Annotated in this window: 22 protein-coding genes; 2 read left to right on the forward strand and 20 right to left on the reverse strand. The window is 72.6% G+C overall.

From position 1 onward, the window contains the following. Window positions 1-83: 83 nt before the first annotated feature. The 14 genes from ADL22_RS28125 to pgsA form a co-directional block, all read right to left on the reverse strand. Window positions 84-632 carry an adenine phosphoribosyltransferase gene (locus ADL22_RS28125; RefSeq protein ID WP_066985812.1) on the reverse strand — a complete coding sequence of 183 codons (549 nt, stop codon included), beginning with the start codon at window positions 630-632 and terminating at the stop codon, window positions 84-86. Continuing rightward, window positions 629-1726, reverse strand: a complete 1098-nt coding sequence (secF, locus tag ADL22_RS28130) for a protein translocase subunit SecF (protein WP_066985815.1) — start codon at window positions 1724-1726, stop codon at window positions 629-631. The genes ADL22_RS28125 and secF overlap by 4 nt, the downstream gene beginning before the upstream one ends. Before the next feature lies 1 nt (window position 1727). Further along, a complete protein-coding gene (gene secD, locus ADL22_RS28135; protein WP_066985818.1) occupies window positions 1728-3479 on the reverse strand; it encodes a protein translocase subunit SecD in 1752 nt (583 codons plus the stop codon). A 154-nt stretch (window positions 3480-3633) separates the two neighbouring features. After that, window positions 3634-4176: a preprotein translocase subunit YajC gene (gene yajC, locus ADL22_RS28140; protein WP_267890208.1), complete on the reverse strand. Its 543-nt coding sequence runs from the start codon at window positions 4174-4176 to the stop codon at window positions 3634-3636. Window positions 4177-4337: 161 nt separating this feature from the next. Then, entirely contained in the window at window positions 4338-5423 is a 1086-nt protein-coding gene (gene ruvB, locus ADL22_RS28145; RefSeq protein ID WP_066985824.1) for a Holliday junction branch migration DNA helicase RuvB, read from the reverse strand. Between the two features lie 82 nt (window positions 5424-5505). Further along, complete coding sequence (gene ruvA / locus ADL22_RS28150; protein WP_066985827.1) at window positions 5506-6126, reverse strand: Holliday junction branch migration protein RuvA; 621 nt, start codon at window positions 6124-6126, stop codon at window positions 5506-5508. Continuing rightward, on the reverse strand, window positions 6123-6674 hold the full coding sequence (gene ruvC / locus ADL22_RS28155; protein ID WP_066985830.1) for a crossover junction endodeoxyribonuclease RuvC: 552 nt from the start codon (window positions 6672-6674) through the stop codon (window positions 6123-6125). The genes ruvA and ruvC overlap by 4 nt, the downstream gene beginning before the upstream one ends. Before the next feature lie 133 nt (window positions 6675-6807). Beyond that, window positions 6808-7560 carry a YebC/PmpR family DNA-binding transcriptional regulator gene (locus ADL22_RS28160; protein ID WP_066985833.1) on the reverse strand — a complete coding sequence of 251 codons (753 nt, stop codon included), beginning with the start codon at window positions 7558-7560 and terminating at the stop codon, window positions 6808-6810. A gap of 99 nt (window positions 7561-7659) precedes the next feature. Then, on the reverse strand, window positions 7660-8265 hold the full coding sequence (gene pdxT / locus ADL22_RS28165; protein ID WP_066985836.1) for a pyridoxal 5'-phosphate synthase glutaminase subunit PdxT: 606 nt from the start codon (window positions 8263-8265) through the stop codon (window positions 7660-7662). A 15-nt stretch (window positions 8266-8280) separates the two neighbouring features. After that, complete coding sequence (gene pdxS / locus ADL22_RS28170; protein WP_066985840.1) at window positions 8281-9192, reverse strand: pyridoxal 5'-phosphate synthase lyase subunit PdxS; 912 nt, start codon at window positions 9190-9192, stop codon at window positions 8281-8283. A gap of 146 nt (window positions 9193-9338) precedes the next feature. Beyond that, window positions 9339-9887, reverse strand: coding sequence for a hypothetical protein (locus tag ADL22_RS28175; RefSeq protein WP_066985843.1), 549 nt, complete (start codon window positions 9885-9887; stop codon window positions 9339-9341). A 578-nt stretch (window positions 9888-10465) separates the two neighbouring features. Then, complete coding sequence (locus ADL22_RS28180; RefSeq protein WP_066985846.1) at window positions 10466-11581, reverse strand: glycosyltransferase family 4 protein; 1116 nt, start codon at window positions 11579-11581, stop codon at window positions 10466-10468. After that, on the reverse strand, window positions 11578-12510 hold the full coding sequence (locus ADL22_RS28185; RefSeq protein WP_066985850.1) for a phosphatidylinositol mannoside acyltransferase: 933 nt from the start codon (window positions 12508-12510) through the stop codon (window positions 11578-11580). Before ADL22_RS28185 ends, ADL22_RS28180 begins: the two co-directional genes overlap by 4 nt. Next, window positions 12510-13163: a phosphatidylinositol phosphate synthase gene (gene pgsA / locus ADL22_RS28190; RefSeq protein WP_066985853.1), complete on the reverse strand. Its 654-nt coding sequence runs from the start codon at window positions 13161-13163 to the stop codon at window positions 12510-12512. Before pgsA ends, ADL22_RS28185 begins: the two co-directional genes overlap by 1 nt. Window positions 13164-13400: 237 nt before the next feature. Here pgsA and ADL22_RS28195 point away from each other — a divergent pair, with 237 nt between their 5' ends. Continuing rightward, the gene (locus tag ADL22_RS28195; RefSeq protein WP_066985855.1) at window positions 13401-15599 is read left to right on the forward strand and encodes an elongation factor G-like protein EF-G2; all 2199 of its coding nucleotides are present in this window, start codon (window positions 13401-13403) and stop codon (window positions 15597-15599) included. 192 nt (window positions 15600-15791) lie between these two features. Beyond that, window positions 15792-17450, forward strand: coding sequence for a hypothetical protein (locus tag ADL22_RS28200; RefSeq protein ID WP_079064502.1), 1659 nt, complete (start codon window positions 15792-15794; stop codon window positions 17448-17450). A 92-nt stretch (window positions 17451-17542) separates the two neighbouring features. Here ADL22_RS28200 and ADL22_RS28205 read toward each other — a convergent pair whose 3' ends face one another. The 6 genes from ADL22_RS28205 to ADL22_RS28230 all read right to left on the reverse strand — a co-directional run bounded on the left by ADL22_RS28205 (window position 17543) and on the right by ADL22_RS28230 (window position 24150). Next, window positions 17543-18751 (reverse strand): YncE family protein, encoded by a 1209-nt coding sequence (locus tag ADL22_RS28205; RefSeq protein WP_066985861.1) that lies wholly within the window; start codon window positions 18749-18751, stop codon window positions 17543-17545. After that, window positions 18751-19548, reverse strand: a complete 798-nt coding sequence (locus tag ADL22_RS28210) for a polysaccharide deacetylase family protein (RefSeq protein ID WP_420711606.1) — start codon at window positions 19546-19548, stop codon at window positions 18751-18753. The genes ADL22_RS28205 and ADL22_RS28210 overlap by 1 nt, the downstream gene beginning before the upstream one ends. A gap of 92 nt (window positions 19549-19640) precedes the next feature. Further along, entirely contained in the window at window positions 19641-20198 is a 558-nt protein-coding gene (locus ADL22_RS28215) for an HIT family protein (RefSeq protein ID WP_066985869.1), read from the reverse strand. Between the two features lie 71 nt (window positions 20199-20269). After that, window positions 20270-22249 carry a threonine--tRNA ligase gene (gene thrS / locus ADL22_RS28220; RefSeq protein ID WP_066985871.1) on the reverse strand — a complete coding sequence of 660 codons (1980 nt, stop codon included), beginning with the start codon at window positions 22247-22249 and terminating at the stop codon, window positions 20270-20272. 102 nt (window positions 22250-22351) lie between these two features. After that, on the reverse strand, window positions 22352-23563 hold the full coding sequence (locus ADL22_RS28225; RefSeq protein ID WP_066985874.1) for a hypothetical protein: 1212 nt from the start codon (window positions 23561-23563) through the stop codon (window positions 22352-22354). Next, window positions 23563-24150 (reverse strand): DUF4365 domain-containing protein, encoded by a 588-nt coding sequence (locus tag ADL22_RS28230; protein WP_066985877.1) that lies wholly within the window; start codon window positions 24148-24150, stop codon window positions 23563-23565. The genes ADL22_RS28225 and ADL22_RS28230 overlap by 1 nt, the downstream gene beginning before the upstream one ends. Window positions 24151-24274 lie beyond the last annotated feature (124 nt).

The raw sequence follows: 24274 nt of genomic DNA on the forward strand, positions 1-24274 counted from the left end.
CATGACACAGCGGCGGGGGCACCCGGTTTGTTCCGGATGCCCCCGCCGTCCGCGGAGGTGCCGGGCGGTGCCCGGCGGCGCCCTCAGATCGTGATCAGCGCCTCCAGCGGAGCGCCCTTCAGACCCGGCTCCAGCCGCTCCCGGCCGGCCAGGAAACCCAGCTCCAGCAGCACCGCCAGACCGGCCACCTCGGCGCCGGCCCGGCGGATGAGCTGCAGCGACGCGTCCGCGGTGCCGCCGGTGGCGAGCACGTCGTCGATCACCAGCACCCGGTCGCCGGGCGCCAGCGCGTCGGCGTGCATCTCGATCTCGGCGGTGCCGTACTCCAGCTCGTACGCCTGGCCGAGCGTCGCGCCGGGCAGCTTGCCGGCCTTGCGGACCGGTACGAAACCGATACCGGCGGCCACCGCGACCGGCGCGGCCAGGATGAAGCCTCGGGCCTCCAGGCCCACGACCTTGTCCGCCCGGAAGCGCGTGCACAGGTCCGTGAAGGCGGCGGTCAGCGCACGGAACGCGGCCGGGTCGGCGAGCAGCGGGGTGATGTCCTTGAACACCACACCGGGCTCCGGGTAATCCGGGACGTCCGTGATCCGGCTGAGCAGCAGCTCGCGGAGTTCGGCGGGGGCGGTCACCGGCGCCTCCCGGACGGGCGGCCGCGGCCGCCGCGGTCGCGGGCGGCCGGCTGCGGGCCGACCACCGCGGCGGCGCCGTCCTCGGGGTCGTCCGCGTCCTCCTGGCGGGCGGCCTCCTTGGCGGCGGCCGAGGCGCGCTTGGCGGCGACCCGCTTGGCCAGCGCCTTCATCTGCGGCTCGCTGTTCTTCAGGTCGGCGACCAGCGGCGTCGCGATGAAGATCGACGAGTATGCGCCGGCGGCCAGACCCACGAACAGGGCCAGCGAGATGTCGTTGAGCATGCCCGCGCCCAGCACGCCGCCGCCGACGAACAGCAGCCCGGCGACCGGCAGCAGCGCCACCACCGTGGTGTTGATCGACCGGACCAGGGTGCCGTTGATGCTGCGGTTGGCGATCTCGCTGTACGTGAAGCGGGTCTGCTTGGTGATGTCCTTGGAGGCTTCCTTGAGGCTGTCGAAGACCACGACGGTGTCGTAGAGCGAGTAGCCGAGGATGGTCAGCAGGCCGATGACCGTGCCGGGGGTGACCTCGAAGCCGACCAGGGCGTAGACGCCGACGGTGATCGTCAGGTCGTGGATCAGCGCGACGAGCGCCGCGACCGCCATCCGCCACTCGAAGGCGACGGCGAGGTAGAGGACCACCAGGACCATGAAGATGCCCAGGCCCAGCCACGCCTTGTCGGCGATCTGCTCGCCCCAGCTCGGGCCGACCAGCTGGGTGTTGACGTCCTTGACCGGGACCTTGAGGTCCTTGGCGATCTCCTCCTGGACGGGGAGCGACTGCTTGGTGTCCAGACCGCTGATCTGGATGCGCAGCGCGCCGCCGCCGAGCTGCTGCACCATGGCCTGGTGGCCTGGCGCCGCGGACTCGGCGTGGTGCTGGGCCTCGGTGGTGGAGACCGAGGTCTTCGGGGTGGTGAAGACCGCGCCGCCGGAGAACTCGATGCCCATGTTCAGGCCGCGCACCGCCAGGCCGACGATGGCCGTGATGGTGATGAGGATCGAGATGCCGTACCAGATCTTCCGCTTGCCGATGAAGTCGTAGCCGACCTCACCGCGGTAGAGCCGGGCGCCGAGGTTGCCGAGCTTGGACATCTCACGCCTCCTTCGTCTGGGTGGGGGCGGTGCGGCGGCGGCGCAGCGGCGGCCTGGCGCCCAGGCGCTGCGGATCCAGGCCGGACCAGGAGTGGCCGTCGTGGAAGAACTTCCGCCGGGCCAGCAGCGTCATCAGGGGCTTGGTGAAGAGGAAGACCACGACCACGTCGAGCAGGGTGGTCAGGCCCAGCGTGAACGCGAAGCCCTGGACCTTGCCGACGGTGACGATGAACAGCACCGCGGCGGCCAGGAACGACACGAAGTCGGAGACCAGGATCGTGCGGCGGGCCCGCGGCCAGCCGCGCTCCACCGCCGGGCGCAGCGTGCGGCCCTCGCGGATCTCGTCCCGGATGCGCTCGAAGTAGACGATGAACGAGTCGGCGGTGATACCGATGGCGACGATGGCGCCGCAGACCGCCGGGAGGTTCAGCGCGAAGCCGATGGCCGGGCCGAGCAGCGTCATGATCGTGTACGTCAGGACCGCCGAGACGCCCAGGCTCGCCAGGGCGACCAGCGCCAGCCCGCGGTAGTAGGCGACGAGGTAGATGACGACCAGCGCCAGGCCGATGGCGCCGGCGATCAGACCGGCCTGCAGCTGCTCGCCGCCGAGCGCCGCGGTGACCGTGGTCTCGTCGTCGATCTTGAAGGACAGCGGCAGCGCGCCGTACGACAGCATGTTGCCGAGGTCCTCGGCGGACTGCTGGGTGAAACCGCCGGAGATGGTGGCGTTGCCGCCGTTCAGCCGCTCGCTGACGCGCGGGTCGGAGACCACCGCGCCGTCCAGCACGATCGCGAACTGGTTCTGCGGCTGCGTCTTGGCGGCGAGCTTGCCGGTGACGTCGGCGAACTTCTTGCCGCCGTCGGAGGTGAAGTCCATCTGGACGATCCAGCCCTGGCCCTGCTGGCTGTCGAAGACCGCCTTGGCGTCCTTGACGTCCGTGCCCTCGACGCCGACCGGGCCGAGGACGTACTTCTGCGTGCCGTCGTCCTTGCAGGCCACGACGGGGTCGCTGGGCTTGGCGGCGGCGGCCTGCTCATTGGCCTTGGCCAGGCTCGTCTTCGTCGAGCAGTCCAGCGCGGCGAACTGCTTCTGCAGGGCCGGGGGAACGTCGGCGCCGCCGGGGACCGGCGGGGTGGGCGGTACGGACGGCTTGTCCGACGCGGAGGCGGACGGCGTGGCGGACGGCTTCTTCAGCGCGTCGGTGACCGCGCGGCCCTGGGTGGTCGCACTGGCGGTGGGCGTCGGCGAACCGCTCTGCTGGGAGCTGCCCTTGCCGCCGGTGGCCTTCTCGCCGCCCTTGCCGCTCTTGGACGGGCTGGGGGAGGGCTCGGGGGCCTTGGCGCCCGGACCGGTGGTCAGCACCGGGCGGAAGCCGAGCTGGGCGGTCGTCCCGACCTGCTGGCGGGCCTGCTTCGCGTCCGTCCCCTTGGGGATGTTCACGATGATGTGGTTGCTGCCCTGCGTCTGGACCTCGGACTCGGTCACACCGAGACCGTTGACCCGCCGCTCCATGATGCCGGCGGCGGTGTTCATATTGGTCTCGTTGATCGCGTTGGGCTTGCCCGGCTGGTTCTGCGCCGCCAGCGTGAAGCTGGTGCCGCCCGCGAGGTCGATGCCCAGTCTCGGGGTCAGCGTGCCGGAGTAGAACATGCCTCCGACCAGCGCCGCCATCGCGATCAGGACCAGGATCAGGGTGCGCCCCGGATGCCCCTGGCTCGCGGGCGCCCGCCGGCCCTTTTTCGCTGCTGCCACCTTGTCGTTTCTCCCTGTCCAACCCCTCGGCCTGGGGTGTCTGCCGAGCGGCCACGAAGTGTTGTGGGGACGTGCCCCCGCCGGAGCCTAAACCGTCCGGGAACCGCGGTGCGCCCGATCGGGGGGTGCGCCGCGGTTCCCCGCTACGGAATGACTACTTCGCGTCGGCGCCGCCGGCCTTCTTGCCGTCCTTGTCGGCGCCGGTCTCGCCGGCGGCCTCCTCGGCCCCGGCGTCCTTGGCCTCCTTGGCGTCCTTGGCCTCGTCGGCGGCGGGCTCGGCGGCGGCCTCACCGGAACCGGCCTTGCCCAGGTCGATCTTGCCGGCCGCGTCACCCTTTTCGGTGGCCTCGTCGGCGGCGGTCAGCGACGAGAGGTCGTCCGGCACGACCGGGTGGTCCTCGGCGACCGGGTCGGCACCGTCCAGGATGCGGTTGTACTCCTCATCCGCGAGCACCGCGCCGATGGCGTTCTTGGCGTAGATGGCGTGCACGCCGGGGGCGACCTCCAGGAGGACGGTGTCCTCGTGGATTTCCTTGACGGTGGCGTACATGCCGCCGATCGTCCGGACGCCGGTGCCGGGCTGCATCTCATTGCGCATCTGCTGGGCCGCCTGCTGCTTCTTCTTGGCGGACCGCGTCATCAGGAACATGGCCCCGATGAGGACGATGAAGGGGAGGAGAGTCACGATATTGGGCACGGGACGGAAATCCTTCGCACGACCGCGCTCTCGCGGTCTCATATAGCGGGGTGGAAATACCGTCCATAGGGACGGCATCGGCGGAGTCTAAGCGAGTCCGCACCACAGGAACAACGCCCAGCATCCCACCGCAGTTCCTGACCGGGCGAGTCTCCGCGCCGTCACGCCGGGAACAGGCCGGGCTGCCCGGCCCCGCCCGCCTGCTGCGGCGGCACCAGCCCCAGGTGCGCCCAGGCCGCGGGGGTCGCGATCCGCCCGCGCGGCGTCCGGGCCAGCAGGCCCTCGCGCACCAGGAACGGCTCGGCGACCTCCTCGACCGTCTCCCGCTCCTCCCCCACCGCGACCGCCAGGGTGGACAGGCCCACCGGGCCGCCGCCGAAGAGCTTGAGCAGCGCGGTGAGCACCGCGCGGTCGAGGCGGTCCAGCCCGCGGGCGTCGACCTCGTAGACGCCCAGCGCCCGCGCGGCGACCTCGCGGGTGATCACGCCGTCGGCCTTGACCTGGGCGTAGTCGCGGACCCGGCGCAGCAGGCGGTTGGCGATCCGGGGCGTGCCCCGGGAGCGGCCGGCGATCTCCGCGGCGCCCTCGGGCTCTATCGCCACGTCCAGCAGACCGGCGGAGCGGTGGATGACGCGCTCCAGCTCGGCGGGGGCGTAGAACTCCATGTGGCCGGTGAAGCCGAACCGGTCGCGCAGCGGCGGCGGCAGCAGACCGGCCCGGGTCGTCGCCCCGACCAGGGTGAACGGCGGCAGCTCCAGCGGGATGGCGGTGGCGCCCGGGCCCTTGCCGACGATCACGTCGACCCGGAAGTCCTCCATCGCCATGTAGAGCATCTCCTCGGCCGGCCGGGACATCCGGTGGATCTCGTCGAGGAAGAGCACCTCGCCCTCCTGGAGGGAGGAGAGGATGGCCGCCAGATCGCCGGCGTGCTGGATGGCCGGGCCGGAGGTGATCCGGATCGGGGCGCCCATCTCGGCCGCGATGATCATGGAGAGGGTGGTCTTGCCCAGACCGGGGGCGCCGGAGAGCAGGACGTGGTCGGCGGTGGCGCCGCGCGCGCGGGCCGCCTTCAGCACCAGGTCGAGCTGTTCGCGGACCCGCTCCTGGCCGACGAACTCCCCGAGGTCCTTGGGCCGCAGCGCGGCCTCGACGGCGGTCTCCTCACCGTCGGCGTCGGCCGCCACCAGCCGGTCGGCCGGGGCGCCGGCGGTCTCCTCGGCGGACGGTGCGGTGTCGTCCCAGTTCACTGCGGATTGCCTCGCGGGGTCGGGGCGGCCGGGCCGCCTGCGTGGTCGTACGGTCGGGGGCGAAGGCGCGGGGCGGCGGCGCTCACCGGGCGCGGTTGAGCGTCTGCAGCGCCGCCTTCAGCAGCTGCGGGACCTGCGGGGTGCCGCCCGCGGCGGCGGCCGCCTCGGCCTGCGGCGCCACCGCGGCCACCGCCTCGTCGGCCTCCCGGGCGGCGTAGCCCAGGCCGACCAGCGCGGCCTGGAGCTGATCCTGCCAGCCGGCCGGCGCGGCGGCCCGCGCGGCCGGGCGGGCGCCGCCGGTGGGCGCGCCGAGCCGGTCCTTCAGCTCCAGCAGCAGCTTCTGGGCGCCCTTCTTGCCGATACCGGGCACGGCCGTCAGCGCCTTCTCGTCGCCGGTGGACACCGCCCGCCGCAGCGCGTCCGGGGAGTGCACCGCGAGCATCGCCTGGGCCAGCCGGGGGCCGACGCCGCTGGCGGTCTGCAGCAGCTCGAAGGTCTGCCGCTCGTCGTCGTCGGCGAAGCCGTAGAGGGTGAGCGAGTCCTCGCGCACGACGAGGGAGGTGGCCAGCCGGGCGGGCTCGCCGACCCGGAGGCCGGAGAGGGTGTCCGGGGTGCACTGGACGGCCATGCCGATGCCGCCGACCTCGATGACGGCGGTGTCCGGTGCCAGGGCCGCGACCGGGCCGGAGACGAAGGCGATCATCGGGTGCCCTTCAGGGTGCGTACGGGTACGGGGGTGCGGCGGGCGGCGGCCTGGGCCTGCTGAAGGCGGTTGACCGCGGGGGCGCGCCAGATGTGGCAGATGGCCAGGGCCAGGGCGTCGGCGGCGTCGGCGGGCCTGGGCGGGGCGGAGAGCCGCAGCAGGCGGGTGACCATCGCGCCGACCTGCGCCTTGTCGGCCCGGCCCGAGCCGGTGACGGCGGCCTTGACCTCGCTGGGGGTGTGCAGGGCGACCGGCAGTCCGCGGCGGGCGGCGCACAGCATGGCGACCGCGCTGGCCTGGGCGGTGCCCATGACCGTGCGGACGTTGTGCTGGCTGAAGACCCGCTCGACGGCGACGTACTCGGGGCGGTGGGTGTCCAGCCACTCCTCTATGCCGCGCTCGATCAGCACCAGGCGGTGCGCGGTGTCGGCGTCCGCCGGGGTCCGCACGACGCCGACGCCGGCCATCGTCAGCGGCCGCCCGGCCACCCCGTCCACCACGCCGATTCCGCACCGGGTCAGTCCCGGGTCCACCCCCAGCACCTTCATCGGCCCCGCCCCTACCGTCGTTCGGTCGTGTGTTCCTTACGTTCCCGCAGGTTAGTCCCTGCCACTGACAAACCGACGGGCCGGCGGGGTGTGTCCCCGCCGGCCCGTCACGACCGCGCGCCCGAAGCGCCGATCAGGCGTCGACCTTGGCCATGACCTCGTCCGACACGTCGAAGTTGGCGAAGACGTTCTGCACGTCGTCGCTGTCCTCCAGCGCGTCGATCAGCTTGAAGATCTTGCGCGCGGCCTCTTCGTCCAGCTGGACCTGCATGGTCGGGACGAAGTTGGCCTCGGCGGAGTCGTAGTCGATCCCGGCCTCCTGGAGCGCGGTGCGGACCGCGACCAGGTCGGTGGCCTCGCTCAGCACCTCGAAGGACTCACCGAGGTCGTTGACCTCCTCGGCACCGGCGTCCAGCACCGCGCCCAGCACGTCGTCCTCGGTCAGCTCGCCCTTGGGGACGATCACCACGCCCTTGCGGTTGAAGAGGTACGACACCGAGCCCGGGTCGGCCATCGAGCCGCCGTTGCGGGTCATGGCGACCCGGACGTCGGACGCGGCGCGGTTGCGGTTGTCGGTCAGGCACTCGATGAGCACCGCGACGCCGTTGGGGCCGTAGCCCTCGTACATGATCGTCTCGTAGTCGGCGCCACCGGCCTCCAGGCCGGCGCCGCGCTTGACCGCGGAGTCGATGTTCTTGTTCGGGACCGACTGCTTCTTCGCCTTCTGGATGGCGTCGTACAGCGTCGGGTTGCCCTCCGGGTCGGCTCCGCCCATCCGGGCCGCGACCTCGATGTTCTTGATCAGCTTCGCGAAGAGCTTGCCGCGCTTGGCATCGATCACGGCCTTCTTGTGCTTCGTCGTAGCCCATTTAGAGTGGCCGGACATCCGCCTGTCTCCTTCGCGTAACCAACTTCAGAAAACGATCGCCCCAGATCCTACCGGGACGGCCGGCGCTCCCCCGAACTCCACCCCTTCGGGCAGGGCTTACGCCCGCTCGTCCGCGGCCGCGCGGACCATCTCCACGAAGAGCCCGTGGATGCGGTGGTCGCCGGTCAGCTCCGGGTGGAACGACGTGGCCAGGACGTTACCCTGCCGCACGGCCACCGTGTGACCACCGTACGTCGCCAGGACCTCGGCGGCGGCGCCGACCGACTCGACCCAGGGGGCGCGGATGAAGACGCCCTCCACCGGGCCGCCGCCGATCCCCGCGACCTCGATGGCCGCCTCGAACGACTCGTTCTGCCGCCCGAAGGCGTTGCGGCGCACGATCATGTCGATGCCGCCGAGGGTCTCCTGGTCGTCGCGGCCGTCCAGCAGCTTGTCGGCGACCATGATCATGCCGGCGCAGGTGCCGTAGACCGGCCGGCCGGCCCGGACGAACGCCCGCAGCGGCTCCAGCATGCCGAAGGCGACCGCCAGCTTGGACATCGTGGTGGACTCGCCGCCCGGGATCACCAGGCCGCCGATCTCCGCGAGCTCCTCGGGGCGGCGCACCGGGAGGGCCCGGGCGCCGGCGTCCGCGAGCGCCTTGACGTGCTCGCGGACGTCGCCCTGGAGCGCCAGCACACCGATGGTGGGAGTGGTGCTCATCTCGTCGTCGCGTCCTTACCAGCCGCGGTTGGCGTAGCGCTCGGCCTCGGGCAGGGTGTCGCAGTTGATGCCGACCATGGCCTCGCCGAGGTTGCGGGAGACGTCCGCGATGACCTTCGGGTCGTCGTAGAAGGTGGTGGCCTTCACGATCGCGGCGGCGCGCTTGGCCGGGTCACCGGACTTGAAGATGCCGGAGCCGACGAACACGCCCTCGGCGCCGAGCTGCCGCATCAGGGCCGCGTCGGCCGGGGTGGCCACACCGCCGGCGGAGAACAGCACGACCGGCAGCTTGCCCAGCTCGGCGACCTCCTTGACCAGCTCGAACGGGGCGCGCAGCTCCTTGGCGGCGGCGTACAGCTCGTTGTTGTCGCAGCCGCGCAGCTTGGCGATCTCGCCCTTGATCTGGCGCAGGTGGCGGACCGCCTCGACGACGTTGCCGGTGCCGGCCTCGCCCTTCGAACGGATCATGGCCGCGCCCTCGGCGATCCGGCGCAGGGCCTCGCCCAGGTTGGTGGCACCGCACACGAACGGGGTGGTGAAGGCCCACTTGTCGGAGTGGTTGACCTCGTCGGCCGGGGTCAGGACCTCGGACTCGTCGATGTAGTCCACACCGAGGGACTGCAGGACCTGCGCCTCGACGAAGTGGCCGATACGGGACTTCGCCATGACCGGGATGGAGACGGCGTTGATGATGCCGTCGATCATGTCCGGGTCGGACATCCGGGCCACGCCGCCGTCCTTGCGGATGTCGGCCGGGACCCGCTCCAGGGCCATGACGGCGACGGCACCGGCGTCCTCGGCGATCTTCGCCTCTTCCGGCGTGACGACGTCCATGATCACGCCGCCCTTGAGCTGCTCGGCCATACCGCGCTTGACGCGTGCGGTACCGGTCTCGGGGGACTGGGGCGTGGTGGGCGTGGTGGACACGTTGACCTCACTCAATGCGGGTGGTTGCGCTTCGGCGCCTACATAACCGCTGGTGAGCGGCCCGGGGAAAGGGCCAATTGCAGGCCGGTGGCTTGTCCGGGACGCCGTCCCATCATCCGGACGCCGCTCTTCCGGTTCCCGTCCGGTCAGCTCCCTGAGGAGCGGTCGTCCAGCACCGCCGGCGGCTCGTCGTCCATCTCGAACGCCATCGGGAACGGCGCGTGCCCGGCCAGCCGCAGATAGCGGACCACCCGGTGGCGCCGGACCGCGCGCGCGGCCCGCACCGCGTCGTTGTGGAACCGCCGCGCCATCGGCACCCGCCGCACCGCCGCGGTCAGCTCCGCCACCGCCCGCTCCCCGCCCGGCGCCGCCCGCACCGCCGCCAGCTGCGCCTCCTCCGCGAACACCGCCCGCAGCGCCTGGCTCAGCTCGCTCTCCGCGACCTCGCGGTGGTCCTCCTCCGCCTCCCGCGCGTCGTGCGCGGCCTGGTAGAGCACGATGGACGCCGCCGGGTCCAGCACCCCCGACGTCCCCACCTCCTGCGCGACGGAGGCCCGCCGCAGCAGCTGGGCGTCGAGGGACGCCCTGGCGGCGTCGATCCGCGCGTGCAAACGGTCCAGGCGGCCGGCCGTCCAACTGAGGTAGACCCCGACGAGGACGATCGCCGCGACGATCCAGAAAACGGTTGCGCTCACGCTCGGCGAGACTACCCGTACGTTGTTGGCTGTCCCGCCGCGCGGGTTGCTGTTTCTTCGCGCCTGCGGCGCGTTGGGCCTCGCGCCTGCGGCGCGTTGGGTTGCGCCTTCGGCGCACCGGGTCCGCTGCGCGGGGCTGGTCGGCAGCGGTGCCGGGCCTGCGGGGCAGGGGGTGTCCGGACTGCTGTCGCTTTACGTCCGGACACCCCCTGCCCCGCAGACCCGTCCCCTCCCGAGGGGGTCAATTCTCCTGTCCATTGGGGCCGTTCACGGTGGGCCGGTGCGGCCAGTGATCATTCACGGGCGCTCACCCTCAACGAGACGAGCAGCACCAACCCACTCACGCCAGCCCCCACGCACCTGGAAACTGACCCCAACGGGAGAGGTCGGGTCTGCGGGGTGGGGGTATGCCGGACGTAAAGCGAAGCAGTCCGGCATACCCCCACCCCGCAGACCCGGCACCGCTGCCGAAAAGCCCCGCGCAGCGGAATCAAGCAATGCGCCGCAAGGCGCACACGAAACGCCCCCCGCGGCGGGAAACCCAACAACGTGGGAAGCGAGCCAAGCGCAGCGAACCGTCAGCCCGCAGCCGCGCCGGCGCCGGCGGTAACCGTCTCGTAGACGGCCAGAATGTCGGCCCCGACCGTCGCCCAGTCAAACCTCCGCACGTGCCGGGCGCCCAGCCCACGCAGCTCGGCGAGCCGGGAAGGAGCCCCCAGAAGACGCACGGCCGCAGCGGCGAGCGCCTCCGCGCTCTCGTTGGCGAAGAGTTCGCCGGCCTCCCCTTGGTCGAGGACCTGAGCGAACGCGTCAAGGTCGCTGGCGAGGACGGCCGCGCCGGCGGACATCGCCTCGACGAGGATGATGCCGAAGGACTCGCCGCCGGTGTTGGGGGCGACGTAGAGGTCGACGCTGCGCAGCAGGCGGGCCTTGTCCTCGTCGGAGACCATGCCGAGGAATTCGACCCGGGAGCGCAGCTCGGGGGGCAGGCCGGCGACCGCCTCGTCCTGGTCGCCGCGGCCGGCGACCAGGAGCCGGGCGTCGGGGACGGCGGCGAGGATCGCGGGGAGCGCCTTCATCAGGACCGGCAGGCCCTTGCGCGGTTCGTCGATCCGGCCGATGAAGCCGAGGGTGCGGCCCTGCCACTCGGGGCGGGGTTCGGCGCGGGCGAAGAAGTCGACGTCCACGCCGTTGGGGATGACCACCGCGTCGCCGCCGAGGTGCTCGACCAGGGTGCGGCGGGCGTACTCGCTGACCGCGATCCGGGCGCTGATCTTCTCCAGCGCGGGCTGGAGGATCGGGTACGCGGCGATCATGGCGCGGGAGCGCGGGTTGGAGGTGTGGAAGGTCGCCACGATCGGGCCCTGCGCCGCCCAGCAGGCCAGCAGGCCCAGGGACGGCGAGGCCGGCTCGTGGATGTGCAGGACGTCGAAGGCGCCGTTCTGGAGCCAGCGGCGGACCCGGGCGGCGGACAGGAAGCCGAAGTTCAGGCGGGCGACCGAGCCGTTGTACGGGACGGGGACGGCGCGGCCGGCCGGGACGACGTACGGGGGCAGCGGGGTCTCGTCGTCGGCGGGCGCCAGGACGGAGACCTCGTGGCCGAGGCGGATCAGGTGCTCGGCCAGGTCGCGGATGTGGAACTGCACGCCACCGGGGACGTCCCAGGAGTACGGGCAGACGATGCCGATCTTCACGCGCGGTCCCTTCCGGCCGCCGCGGCGCGGGGCTCCAGGTCGGCGAGCCAGAGGCGCTGGAGCATGTGCCAGTCCTCGGGGTGGTCGGCGATGCCGGAGGCGAAAGCGTCGGCGAGTGCCTGGGTCATCCCGGCGGCCTTCTCGGCGCGGGTGCCGTTCTCGGGGACCGGGATCTCGGGGTGGACGCGGCCGCGCAGATACGGGCTGTCGTCGTACCAGAGGGTGACCGGCAGCAGCAGCGCGCCGGTGTGCAGCGCGAGCATGGCCGGGCCGGCCGGCATCTTGGCGGTCTCGCCGAAGAATTTCACCGGGATCCCGGAGTCGGACAGGTCGCGGTCGGCGACCAGGCAGACCAGGCCGCCGGCCCGCAGCCGCCGGGCCAGGGTGCCGAACGCGGCGCCGCCGGTGTGCGGCAGCACCTCCATGCCCAGGCCCTCGCGGTAGGCGACGAACCGGTCGTAGAGCGACTCGGGCTTGAGGCGTTCGGCGACGGTGGTGAACGGGACGCCGAGCTTGGTGGTGACCCAGACGCCGGCCAGGTCGTAGTTGCCCATGTGCGGCAGGGCCAGGACCACGCCGCGGCCGCTCGCCAGGCCCTCCTCCAGGTAGTGCACGTCCTGGGGGGTGAAACCGGCCTTTATCCGCTCCGGGCTCCACGCGGGCAGCCGGAAGGACTCCATCCAGTACCGCAGGTACGAGCGCATACCGGCCCGGGAGAGCGCGGCCAGCCGCTGCGGGGAGGCGTCCGGGACGACCCGGGCGAGATTGGCCTCCAGGCGCTCGATGCCCTTGCCGCGGCGCCGCCAGGCGGCGTCCGCGAGCTGCCGGCCGAGCTGTGCGGCGACGCCCTCGGGCAGCCGTTTCACGGCGCTCCAGCCCAGGCCGTACAGCCCGTCGGTCAGCTTGCCGGGGTCGATCAGTGTGCCCATCAGCCGTTCCCCCCTTGTGCGACGGCGTCGGCCTCGGCCGACTCCCGGCGTACCGTCACCACGCGCTGGCCCAGGGTGACGGCGCTGCCCACCGCGACCACCCACAGGGCGATCGGCAGCAGGATCTGGATGCCCGGTACGCCGAACTTGTGCAGACCGGCGAAACCGCAGGCCACCAGCGAGATCACCAGCCGCTCGGCGCGTTCCACCAGCCCGTTGACGTTCACCGGCAGCCCGATGGCCTCACCGCGCGCCTTGGTGTACGAGACCACCTGGCCGCTGGCCAGGCAGAAGATCGCGACCGCGCAGAGCGCCAGGCTGTCGCCGCGCCCGGCGTACCACAGCGCCAGGCCGCCGAAGATCGCGGAGTCGGCGACCCGGTCGAGGGTGGAGTCCAGGAAGGCCCCCCACCGGCTGGAGCGGCCCAGCTGCCGCGCCATGTTGCCGTCGACCAGGTCGGAGAAGACGAACAGCGTGATCACGACCGTGCCCCAGAAGAACTCGCCCTGGGGATAGAAGACCAGGGCGCCGGCCACCACACCGCCGGTCCCGACGAGGGTGACCGCGTCCGGGCTGACCCCCAGGCGGATGAGCAGGGCGGCGAACGGTGTGAGAACACGCGTGAAGAACGCACGCGCGTACGTGTTCAGCATGACCTTCCCGGAAAGTCGTTACGGGCCGCGCGGTCAAGGGGCCACCGGCTGGCCCATCGTAGCCAGGCGGCCGCGGGGCACCGCGAACGCATCGCGGCGGCGGGGTGCAACCGGCGGCGCGGGAAGGTGGCCGGCGGGCCCCTTGGGAGCGCTGGGCGCGTGTGCCACGTATGGACGCATCCTGAACCCGGTGGAAAGCTCGAATCACCGCAAAGTGTCGACCTGGAGGCGAGACACATGAGCGAGAAGTCGAGTACGAACCCAGGAGCCGCCGGAAGGGCACCGGCGGCCGACCGGCCCCAGGCCGTGCGCAATGTGGTGCTGGTCGGCCACAGCGGATCGGGGAAGACCACCCTGGTCGAGGCGCTCGCGCTGGCGTCCGGCGCGGTGAACCGCGCGGGCCGGGTCGAGGACGGGGCCACCCTGTCCGACCACGACGAGATCGAGCACCGCCAGCAGCGGTCGGTGCAGCTCTCGCTCGTCCCGGTCGACTGGGGCGGAATCAAGATCAATCTGCTGGACACCCCCGGATACGCGGATTTCGTCGGGGAGCTCAGGGCCGGTCTGCGCGCGGCGGACGCGGCCCTTTTCGTCGTCTCGGCGAGCGACGGCGTGGCCGGCGCGACCCGGATGGTCTGGGACGAGTGCGCCGCCGTCGGCATGCCCCGGGCCCTGGTCGTCACGCACCTGGAGGCGGCCCGCGCGGACTTCGACGAGATGACCCGGCACTGCGCGCTGGCCTTCGGCGGCGCGGACGCCGACGCCGTGCTGCCCCTGTACCTCCCGCTGTACGGCCCCCCGGGCCCCGATGGCCACTCCCCCGTCCACGGCCTGATCGGCCTGCTCTCCCAGGCGGTGTTCGACTACTCCTCGGGGGAACGCACCGAGCGCCCGCCCACCGGGGAGGAGCTGCCGCTGATCGAGGCGGCCCGCAACCGCCTCATCGAGGGGATCATCGCCGGCAGCGAGGACGAGACCCTCATGGACCGCTACCTCGCCGGCGAGGAGATCGACGTCAAAACGCTGATCGGCGATCTGGAGACCGCGGTGGCGCGCGGCTCCTTCCACCCCGTCCTGGCCGCCGCCCCGGCCGCGGACGGCGCCCGGCAGGGCCTGGGCACCGTCGAGCTGCTGGAGCTGATCACCGGCGGCTTCCCCACCCCGGCCGAGCGCGAGGCGCCCGCCGTGACCGCCCCGGACGGCTCCCCGCGGCCCGCCCTGGCCTGCGACCCGGACGGCCCGCTGGCCGCCGAGGTGGTCAAGACCTCCTCGGACCCGTACGTGGGCCGGATCTCCCTGGTCCGGGTCTTCTCCGGCACCCTGCGCCCCGACGAGACGGTGCACGTCTCCGGCCACGGCCTGACCGACCGGGGCCACGAGGACCACGACGTCGAGGAGCGGATCGGCGCGCTGTCCGCCCCGTTCGGCAAACAGCAGCGCCCGCTGCCGCGGGCCATCGCCGGCGATCTGGCGTGCGTCGCCAAGCTGACCCGGGCCGAGACCGGCGACACCCTCTCCGGCCGCTCCGAGCCGCTGCTGATGGAGCCCTGGGCGATGCCCGACCCGCTGCTCCCGGTCGCCATCCGGGCGCACAGCAAGGCCGACGAGGACAAGCTCTCCCAGGGCCTGGCCCGGCTGGCCGCCGAGGACCCCACGATGCGCCTGGAGCACAACCAGGACACCCGCCAGGTCGTCCTGTGGTGCATGGGCGAGGCGCACGCCGACGTGGCGCTGGAGCGGCTGCGCTCCCGTTACGGCGTCCAGGTCGACACCGTCGCGCACAAGGTCGCGCTGCGGGAGACCTTCGGCGGGTCCGCCGCGGGCCGCGGCCGGCACGTCAAGCAGTCCGGCGGCCACGGCCAGTTCGCGATCTGCGAGATCCAGGTGGAACCGCTGCCGGCCGGCTCCGGCATCGAGTTCGCCGACAAGGTCGTCGGCGGCGCGGTCCCCCGCCAGTTCATCCCGTCCGTGGAGAAGGGCGTCCGCGCCCAGGCCTCGCGCGGGATCGCCGCCGGGTACCCGCTCACCGGCATCCGCGTCACGCTGCTCGACGGCAAGGCGCACTCGGTGGACTCCTCGGACGCCGCGTTCCAGACGGCGGGCGCGCTGGCGCTGCGGGAGGCCGCCGCGCAGACCGCGATCGACCTGCTGGAGCCGGTCGCCGAGGTCCGGGTGCTGGTGCCGGACGAGTTCGTCGGGCCGGTGCTCAGCGACCTGTCGAGCCGGCGCGGCCGGGTGGTGGGCACCGAGCAGTCCGGCGCCGGCCGCACCCTCGTCCGCGCCGAGGTCCCCGAGCTGGAGATCAGCCGCTACGCCGTCGACCTGCGGTCGCTCTCGCACGGCACCGGCCGCTTCAGCCGCGGCTATCTGCGGCATGAGCCGATGCCCGGTCAGCTCGCCGCGAGAATGCGCCAGGAGGCCGCCGTCGGCGCCTGACGCACCGCCCGGCGAAGCGTCAGCCGCCGTCCACAACCGCCCACTTGGGCCGGGGCGGCGGCTGTACGCTGGGACTCCGCCGCTGCGCCGACCGTTCCGGGCCAACCTGCGAGGACGCCGGGTCGGCAGGTGTGCGCGGAAGCGTAGTCGGGTAGAGCGCATCAGCGGATACGCGCGGTGATGGGGGCGGTAGTGGCAGACGGTTTTGACTTCAGTCCGGGGGCGCAGGTCCCCATCTCCGGGGGCGCCGGGCAGACCGCGGCCACCCAGGCGCTGGCCTCGGCCGCCTACCGCGACAGCCCGCTCGCCGACATCACCAAGGCCGACTCCGAGGCCGGCACCTCCGAGATCAAAAAGCCCAAGCTGTCGCTGTTCGCGCCCAATCTCGGCGAGGCGTTCTCCCGCGCCGTCCAGGTGCGGATGCTCGGCGGCGGCCGCAAACCGCTCATCCAGTCCTTCGGTACGGAACCGCAGACGGTCGTCGAGCACTGCCTGGCCGCCACCAACATCCGCAAGCAGCGCGACACCCGCCTCACCGTCCTGATGGTGGTCTGCGGACTGGTCTTCCTGCCCGGGGTGCTGCTCTGGCTGGGCGCCTTCCAGCTCCGCAAGGTCTTCTCCAAGGACGGCGAGGGCAACGGCCTCTCCCTGCTCGGCGGCATCATGCTGGTCGTGCTCGCCGCCGGCGGCCTGTTCCTGATGGTCAAGCTGCCGCTGACGGGCTTCTGGCCGCTGTACGCGCGCGGCGCGCTGGTCGTCCCGGTGCTCGGCTGGTGGCTGGCCAAGCAGATCTGCGAGCGCACCGCCGTCACCCTCCGGGAGGCGTGGAAGGGGCTGCTGGAGGGCGGCGGCGTCGCCGCGAAGATCCCCGAGGCGGTCCCGCTGGACCCCAACCACACCTCCGCCGAGACGCTCCGCCAGAATCTCGCCAAGGTCTCCGCCGAGCAGCGCAGCAACGTCGTCTTCTACGCCGGCCCCAAGGGCATACTCGGCATGGGCACCCGCTGGGGCAGCTGGCAGCTGGCCGAGGAGCTGCGCCCCGCCCAGGAGGGCACCGAGATCCACCCGTTCCGCAGCTGGGACGTCATCCGCGCGATCCACGACCGGCTGCGCCTGCTGGAGCGCAGCCCGCTGCACACCGGCGGCTTCCAGCAGCCGCCCTCGGTCCGGCACTGGATCGTCTCCCCGGTCGGCGAGAAGGCCAAGGCCGTGGCCCGCCCGGAGGGCACCCACGTCGACGGGTTCGAGGTCCGCGGCCACGAGATAGAGCGGATCTGCAACGAGCAGCAGTTCGGCAGCGGCGACCGCCACTACCTCGGCGTCCAGTTCGTGCTGTGGGACGGCCAGTTGGTGCTCACGCTGATGATCACCGTCACGGTGCTGCACGAGACGCTGCGCATCGAGGTCAGCGGGCACGCCCTGGGACCGGTCAACTCCCTGTTCACCACGAAGCCGGAGCCCAAGACCAAGGAGGTCGCCAAGGTCGTCCGGTTCTGGGAGACCAGGACGCAGACGCTGCCGCTGATCGAGCCGTCCGAGGTGGTCCGGCTCGCCGCCCGCGCCCCGCTGACGTGGTTCCCGCCGGTGCTGGACTTCCTCGGCGGCAAGCTCGTCCTCCCCGAGCCGTTCGGTCTGCGCCACGTCTGGGCCGACAAGCCCTGGCGCCACCGCTTCATGGCCGATGACGCGCTGCGCGCCGCGACGCCCGTGCTGCGGGCGGTGCACACCGCCGCGATGAGCGTCCTGAAGGAGAACGGCGTGGACACCGAGCGCTTCGACAACCGCTCGCTGGTCCTCAGCGGCATGGTCCAGGGCGCCGAGCCGAAGAACGCCGACGAGTACAACGCGTAGACGAACGGCACGCCCGGGCACCGCCGGGCGGACGGGGACGGGCGCGCGCCCGGCGGGAAGCCGGACGCGCGCCCGTCGCGTACGTCAGGCCGTCAGCGGAAGATCCCGGTGTGCCCGAGCGAGTACCGCCCCGGCTGCGGATAGACCGCCAGCCCGTGCGGCCCCTCCCCCACCTTGATCTTCGCCAGCGTCTTCCCCGTACGGGTGTCCAGGGCGTAGACCTCGGAGTTGTAGCGGCCGGAGAGCCAGAGCACCTGGCCGTCCGCGGAGAGGCCGCCCATGTCCGGGCTGCCGCCGCCGCGGATGTGCCACTTGTCCGTCAGCTCGCCGGTGCGGAAGTCCAGCAGGGAGATGGAGCCCTCACCGCGGTTGGAGATGTACATGGTGCGGGAGTCCCGGCTCACGTAGAGGCCGTGCGCGCCCTTGCCGGTCGGCAGCAGCCGCGGCCGGGTGAAGGTGTCGCCGTTCAGGACCCATACGCCGTCGGCCATCATGTCGGCGATGTACCACGTCCGGCCGTCCGGCGAGATCTTCACGTCCTGCGGCATCGCGCCCTGGAACGGCAGCTTCTCCTGGGCGATCACCTCCATTTTGGCGGTGTCGACCTTCAGCAGCTCGCCGGAGAACTCGCAGGAGACGATGAAGTACTTCCCGTCCGGCGAGAAGTCGGCGTGGTTGACGCCGGCGCAGCTGACCGGGAGCGTCTTGCGGATCTCCATGGTGTGCGGGTCCCTGAAGACCAGCTGCCGGTCCATCGAGGCCATCACCACCGCGTACTTCCCGTCCGGCGTGAAGTAGAGGTTGTACGGGTCGTGGACCTTGACCGGCTTGCCGGCCTTGCCGGTCGCCGGGTCGATCGGGGTGAGGTCGTGCCCCCGGTTGTTGTTGACCCACAGCGTCTTCATGTCCCACGACGGCACCACGTGCTGCGGCTGGACGCCCACCGGGATGGTCTCGATGACCTTGTACGTCTTGGGGTCGATCACGCTGACCGTGTCGGAGCCGGTGTTGGGCACGTAGATCCGCGCCGGGTAGCTCCGCACCTGCGGTGCGAGCCGGTTGGGGCGGTCCGCGGCGTACAGATCGTGCTCGTCCAGCACCGGCGGCATGCCCGGCAGGCCCTGGACGACGGCCTTGTGCGGCGAGGCCGGGGCGGACCGCGGCGCGGAGGCGGACTCCCCGCCGCCGGCGCAGCCGGCCGCCACCAGGGCGCAGGCCGCGGCGAGCAGCGCGGCCCGGCGGGCGGGACGGGCGGGGCGGGAGCCGGTCGGACGGAGGTGGATGCGGTTCCGGTCAGCCATCAGGTCACTAGCTCCGTTGTCGTCACCGCGCGCAGACCGCGCCGGCGGAGGCCGTCGAGGATCGGGGGCAGCGCGGCCACCGTGCCCGCGTGCCCGAGGTGGAGACTGACGACCGAGCCCGGCCGGACACCGTCCAGGACCGTGCGCCGGACGGCCGGGGCGCCGGGGTCGTTCGCGTCGAGGGAGTCCAGGTCGTAGGAGAGGACGTGCGGGTAGCCGGCCCGGCGCGCCAGCTGGATCAGCTGGGGGGTGGCGCGCTGCGTCTGGGAGGGGCGGAACCAGCTGCCGATGCTGCCGGTGAGCGCGCGCAGCCGGTCGGCGCACCGGCTGATCTCGGCGTACGCGGCGTCGGTGGGCAGCGCGGAGATATTGCGGTGGTGCATGGTGTGGTTGCCCAGCTCATGGCCGCCGTCGAGGACGCGGCGGGCCATCTCCGGGTGCGCGTCGAGCCAGTCGCCGACGGCGAGCACGGTGATCCGGGCGCCGGCCCGCTCGGCCTCGGCGAGCAGCGCCCGGCCCAGCGCCGGGTCGCCCCGCCCGTGGAAGGTCAGCGCGACCGCGTGGCCGTCGCGCGGCCCGTGCGCGATCTCGGCCGGGAGGCCGGGCGCGCGGGTCGGCGGCCGGGCGGCGGGGTGCCGGGCGGACCGGCCCGGGGCGTGCGGGTCCGGTCCGCCGGAGGCCCGTACGGGGGAGGAGGCGTCCGCCGAGCGGTGCGGGTCGCAGCCCGCCGCGAACGCACCGGCGGCCGCGGCGGAGGCGGCCGCGCGCAGCACGGTGCGACGATCCAGGGAAGTCACCACCCCATTAGAGGGGCAAAGCCTCCCCATGGGTGCGATATATCCGATTCATCCGGGTGCGTGTCGCCCCGTTCACCCGGCGCGCCGCATCCTCACTCGGGCCAGGCGGAGGCGAGCATCGCCCGGGTGTCGGCGAGGAGTTGGGGCAGCACCTTGGTGTGCCCGACCACCGGCATGAAGTTGGTGTCGCCGCCCCAGCGGGGCACGACGTGCTGGTGGAGGTGGGCGGCGATACCGGCCCCGGCGACCGCGCCCTGGTTCATCCCGATGTTGAAGCCGTGCGCCCCGGACGCCGTGCGCAGCGCCACCATCGCCCGCTTGGTGAAGTCGGCCAGCTCCGCGGTCTCCGACGCGTCCAGCTCGGTGTAGTCCGCGACGTGCCGGAACGGCACCACCATGAGGTGCCCGCCGTTGTACGGGTAAAGATTCAGCACCGCGTAGACGTGCCTGCCGCGGGCGATCACCAGACCGTCCACGTCCGATTTCGCGGGAATGGCGCAGAACGGACAGCCGTCGCCGGCCCCCGGGCCGCTCGGCTTGTTCTCCCCCTGGATGTACGCCATCCGGTGGGGCGTCCACAGGCGCTGGAAGGCGTCCTGCGTCCCGACTCCGATCTGCTGTTCCGGCTCACTCGTCATGGTCCGAAGCATATTCTCCCGGCCCGGACGGTGAAGCGGCGAGGGGCGGCCCCGGCGGGACCGCCCCTCGCACACCGTCCGTGTCAGACCTGGACCCGGCGCTCCACCACATCGACCAGCTTCGCGATGGCCTGGTCGCGCGGGATGCCGTTCTCCTGCGAACCGTCGCGGTAGCGGAACGACACCGTGCCCGCGTTCATGTCGTCGTCCCCGACGATGATCATGAACGGCACCTTGGACTTCTGGGCGTTGCGGATCTTCTTCTGCATGCGGTCCGAGGAGGCGTCGACCTCCACCCGCAGGCCCTTCTTCTTCGCGTCCGCCGCGAAGTCCTGGAGGTACTCCACGTGCGCGTCGCCGATCGGGATGCAGGTGGCCTGCACCGGCGCCAGCCACGCCGGGAAGGCGCCCGCGTAGTGCTCCAGCAGCACCGCGAAGAACCGCTCGATCGACCCGAACAGCGCGCGGTGGATCATGACCGGCCGCTGCTTGCTGCCGTCCGCCGCGGTGTATTCGAGGTCGAAGCGCTCCGGGAGGTTGAAGTCGAGCTGGATCGTCGACATCTGCCAGGTGCGGCCGATCGCGTCCTTGGTCTGGACGGAGATCTTCGGGCCGTAGAAGGCCGCGCCGCCCGGGTCCGGGACGAGCGGGAGGCCCTGCTTGTCCGCGACCTGGCGCAGCGTCTCGGTGGCCTCCTCCCACACCTCGTCCGAGCCGACGAACTTGGTCTCGTCCTTGGTGGACAGCTCCAGGTAGAAGTCGTCCAGACCGTAGTCGCGCAGCAGATTGAGCACGAAGGTGAGCGTCTTGTCGAGCTCGTCGGCCATCTGCTCGCGGGTGCAGTAGATGTGCGCGTCGTCCTGCGTGAAGCCGCGGGCGCGGGTCAGGCCGTGCACCACACCCGACTTCTCGTACCGGTACACCGTCCCGAACTCGAAGAGGCGCAGCGGCAGTTCGCGGTACGAGCGGCCGCGCGCGTCGAAGATCAGGTTGTGCATCGGGCAGTTCATGGGCTTGAGGTAGTAGTCCACGCCCTCGTCGAGCTGCATGGGCGGGTACATGCCGTCGGCGTACCAGTCCAGGTGGCCCGAGGTCTCGAAGAGCTTCCCCTTCGTCGCGTGCGGGGTGTAGACGAACTCGTAGCCCTCCTCCTCGTGGCGGCGGCGCGAGTAGTCCTCCATCACGCGGCGGACCACACCGCCCTTGGGGTGGAAGACGGCCAGGCCGGAGCCGATCTGCTCGGGGACGGAGAAGAGGTCCAGCTCGGCGCCGAGCTTGCGGTGGTCGCGCTTCTCGGCCTCGGCGAGGAAGTCCAGGTACGCCTTCAGCTCGTCCTTGGTCGGCCAGGCGGTGCCGTAGATCCGCTGGAGCTGGGGGTTCTTCTCGCTGCCGCGCCAGTACGCGGCGGCCGACCGCATCAGCTTGAAGACCGGGATGTGCCGGGTGCTGGGCAGGTGCGGGCCGCGGCAGAGGTCCTTCCAGCACAGCTCGCCGGTCTTGGCGTCGAGGTTGTCGTAGATCGTCAGCTCGCCGGCGCCGACCTCGGCGGAGGCGCCCTCGGCGGCGTCCGCGGCGGAGCCCTTGAGGCCGATCAGTTCGAGCTTGTACGGCTCGCCGGCCAGCTCGGCGCGGGCCTCCTCGTCGGTCACCGGGCGGCGGGCGAACTTCTGGCCGCGCTTCTGGATCTCCTGCATCTTCTTCTCGATGCGCTTGAGATCGTCGGGGTGGAAGGGCTTCTCGACGTCGAAGTCGTAGTAGAAGCCGTCCTTGATCGGCGGGCCGATGCCGAGCTTGGCCTCCGGGAAGAGCTCCTGGACCGCCTGCGCCATGACGTGCGCGGCGGAGTGGCGCAGGATGTTCAGGCCGTCCTCGGAGGTGATCTCGACGGGCTCGACCTCGTCGCCGTCGGCCAGCTCGTAGGCGAGGTCCTTCAGTTCGCCGGCCACCTTCGCGGCCACGACGCTGCGCTCCCCCTGGAAGAGGTCGGCGGCCGTAGTGCCCGTGGTCACCACGCGTTCTTCCCGCTCGGAATCGCGTTGGACGGTCACACGGACGTCTGACACCGGTCTCTCCTGACTCATGTCTTCCTCGCGGCAGCGTTTGCTGCGCCCCCGAATCGTACCGAGCCGCGGGACCGCACCGCGAAACGCGTTCCCGGCTCCCGCTCAGACGTCCGGCGGCGCGGTGCCGCAGCCGTGCCCGCCGTCCCCGAATCCGCCCTCCCCCGCCTCCCCCGAGCCGTCCCACAGGGCCTTCAGCAGCCGGTCCCGGTCGGCCGGATCGGCCGCGACGGGCGCGACGTCCCGGGCGCCGGTGATCCGCCGGAAGCCGCCCCGGCTCTCCAGCCGGCCGCTGACCCGCACCGGCAGCCCGGCCAGATGCGCCTGGCCGGCCGTGCGGTAGTCCCCGTCCCCCAGCGCGACCCGGACCTGCCCCACATCGGCCCCGGCGAGCACCCGCAGCCGCACCACCCCGGGCCCGTCCGGCCGCTCCCGGCGCAGCCGTACGACGGTGCCGGTGACCCGGACCGGCAGCGACGGCTCGGCCCGGACGTAGCGCCGCGCGGCCTGCTGGAGCGCGGGCAGGTCGCCGGGCGAGAAGGCGACCGGTTCGGGGCGGGCGGCGCAGCCGGGCGGCGGGCCGGCCGCGGGCGCCCAGGCCAGGGAGATCCGCACGCTCTCCGCGCCGCGCACCAGCGCGATCAGCGCCTGCGCCAGCTCGTGGCAGACGCCGAGCCCGACGGCCGCGTCGAACGCGTCCAGCCCGCCGGTGGCGCGCTGGTAGTCGGTGGCGTCCCGGGCCGCGTGCAGCGCCCGCTGGAGCCCGGCGGCCACCGGGCGCCCGGCCGCTACGGGGACGAACGCGGCCAGGTGCCGCCCGGACGGCGCCGGCCCGACCAGCACCTGCCCCAGGAACGCCTCGGCCCGCCGCTGGTAGCGGGCGCCGTAGTAGCCGGCCCGCGCGCAGCGGCCCAGCGCCCCGGCGGTCAGCAGCGCCCGGGCCGCCGCGCGCAGCTGCTCCTGGGCGTCCCAGCGCGCGCCGCCGGGGCCGCCCTCGGGCACCTCGCGCTCCAGGCGGACCTCGTCGCTGGGCACCGCGAGCGCCACCAGCACCTCGCGGGCCGAGGGCGTACCGCTGCGCTCCAGCGCCGCCACCGCCTCGGCCAGCAGCTCGGCACTGTCGGGGAAGCGGCGGTCGTGCGGCACCAGCAGGCTGGTGCCGGCCGCGCCGTCGGGCGGGGTCCAGCGGGCGTACCGGCCGGCCGCGCCGCCGCGCCGGCGCCAGCCGTGCCGGGCCAGCAGGGCGCCGAGCACCGCCGGGTCGAGCCGGGCGGGGTCCGGCGGCCGGGTGCCGTAGTCGTCGGTCGGCCGGTCCATCAGGGTCTCCCTCCGGCGCCGACCCGCGCCATGATGGCGCGCAGCGCCCGGTCGTCGAAGATCCGCGTGGTCGGGATCCGCACGGTGGTCCTGCGCCGGCCGGTCACCGGGTGGCCGGCGAGGTTGATCCAGTAGCAGCAGTGCCGGAGTTCGAGGCGGTCGGGGCCGGCCCGCAGCCAGTCGTCGGGGTCCCTCGGGACGAGCATCACCACGAGGATCTTGTGCACCGCCACCGGCGTACGGGCGAGCTTCACCAGGTGGTCGTTGTCGAGGGTGAAGCCGAAGGTCGGGCCGGGCGGCCGCGGGGCGGTCTGGTACGTGCACTTGAGCTGCACCTTGATGGTCACCTCGTCGTCGACGGTGTGGCCGGGCGCGGCGTGGCTGAGGTGCCAGTCGATGCCGTTGTCCGGGAAGGGCTGGGCCAGCGAGCAGCCGGAGGCGGCGGCCACCGCGTGCAGATAGCCGACCTGGAGGGTCTCCATGCAGGCGGTGGTGGCCAGTCCGCCGCGCTGCGGGGTGGCGGCGGGCTGGGGACGGCCGCGGTGCGCCGGGGGCAGCCCGCCCGGTTCGGGCTGCGCGAGCGTCATCGCGGTGCCTTCCGGGCCGTGCCGATCGATGCGTCCGGGCGACGGGGGGCGGTGGACGCGGCCGCCGGACCGGGCGCTGCACCGGCCCGTCCCTGTGGTTGTCTCCCCGTCAAGTCCCCCGCAA

This window comes from Streptomyces sp. NRRL F-4489 (genome assembly GCF_001509485.1).
In the GTDB taxonomy this organism is placed as follows: Bacteria; Actinomycetota; Actinomycetes; order Streptomycetales; family Streptomycetaceae; genus Streptomyces.

Bases quoted from the DNA above. Each gene is read 5' to 3' on its own strand.
- secF (WP_066985815.1), bottom strand. From the start codon at position 1,726: ATGTCCAAGCTCGGCAACCTCGGCGCCCGGCTCTACCGCGGTGAGGTC.
- pgsA (WP_066985853.1), bottom strand. From the start codon at position 13,163: ATGCTGAACACGTACGCGCGTGCGTTCTTCACGCGTGTTCTCACACCG.
- ruvC (WP_066985830.1), bottom strand. From the start codon at position 6,674: ATGAAGGTGCTGGGGGTGGACCCGGGACTGACCCGGTGCGGAATCGGC.
- ADL22_RS28185 (WP_066985850.1), bottom strand. From the start codon at position 12,510: ATGGGCACACTGATCGACCCCGGCAAGCTGACCGACGGGCTGTACGGC.
- ADL22_RS28230 (WP_066985877.1), bottom strand. From the start codon at position 24,150: ATGACGCTCGCGCAGCCCGAACCGGGCGGGCTGCCCCCGGCGCACCGC.
- ADL22_RS28160 (WP_066985833.1), bottom strand. From the start codon at position 7,560: ATGTCCGGCCACTCTAAATGGGCTACGACGAAGCACAAGAAGGCCGTG.
- ADL22_RS28195 (WP_066985855.1), top strand. From the start codon at position 13,401: ATGAGCGAGAAGTCGAGTACGAACCCAGGAGCCGCCGGAAGGGCACCG.
- ruvA (WP_066985827.1), bottom strand. From the start codon at position 6,126: ATGATCGCCTTCGTCTCCGGCCCGGTCGCGGCCCTGGCACCGGACACC.
- ADL22_RS28205 (WP_066985861.1), bottom strand. From the start codon at position 18,751: ATGGCTGACCGGAACCGCATCCACCTCCGTCCGACCGGCTCCCGCCCC.
- ADL22_RS28215 (WP_066985869.1), bottom strand. From the start codon at position 20,198: ATGCTTCGGACCATGACGAGTGAGCCGGAACAGCAGATCGGAGTCGGG.
- ADL22_RS28225 (WP_066985874.1), bottom strand. From the start codon at position 23,563: ATGGACCGGCCGACCGACGACTACGGCACCCGGCCGCCGGACCCCGCC.
- pdxT (WP_066985836.1), bottom strand. From the start codon at position 8,265: ATGAGCACCACTCCCACCATCGGTGTGCTGGCGCTCCAGGGCGACGTC.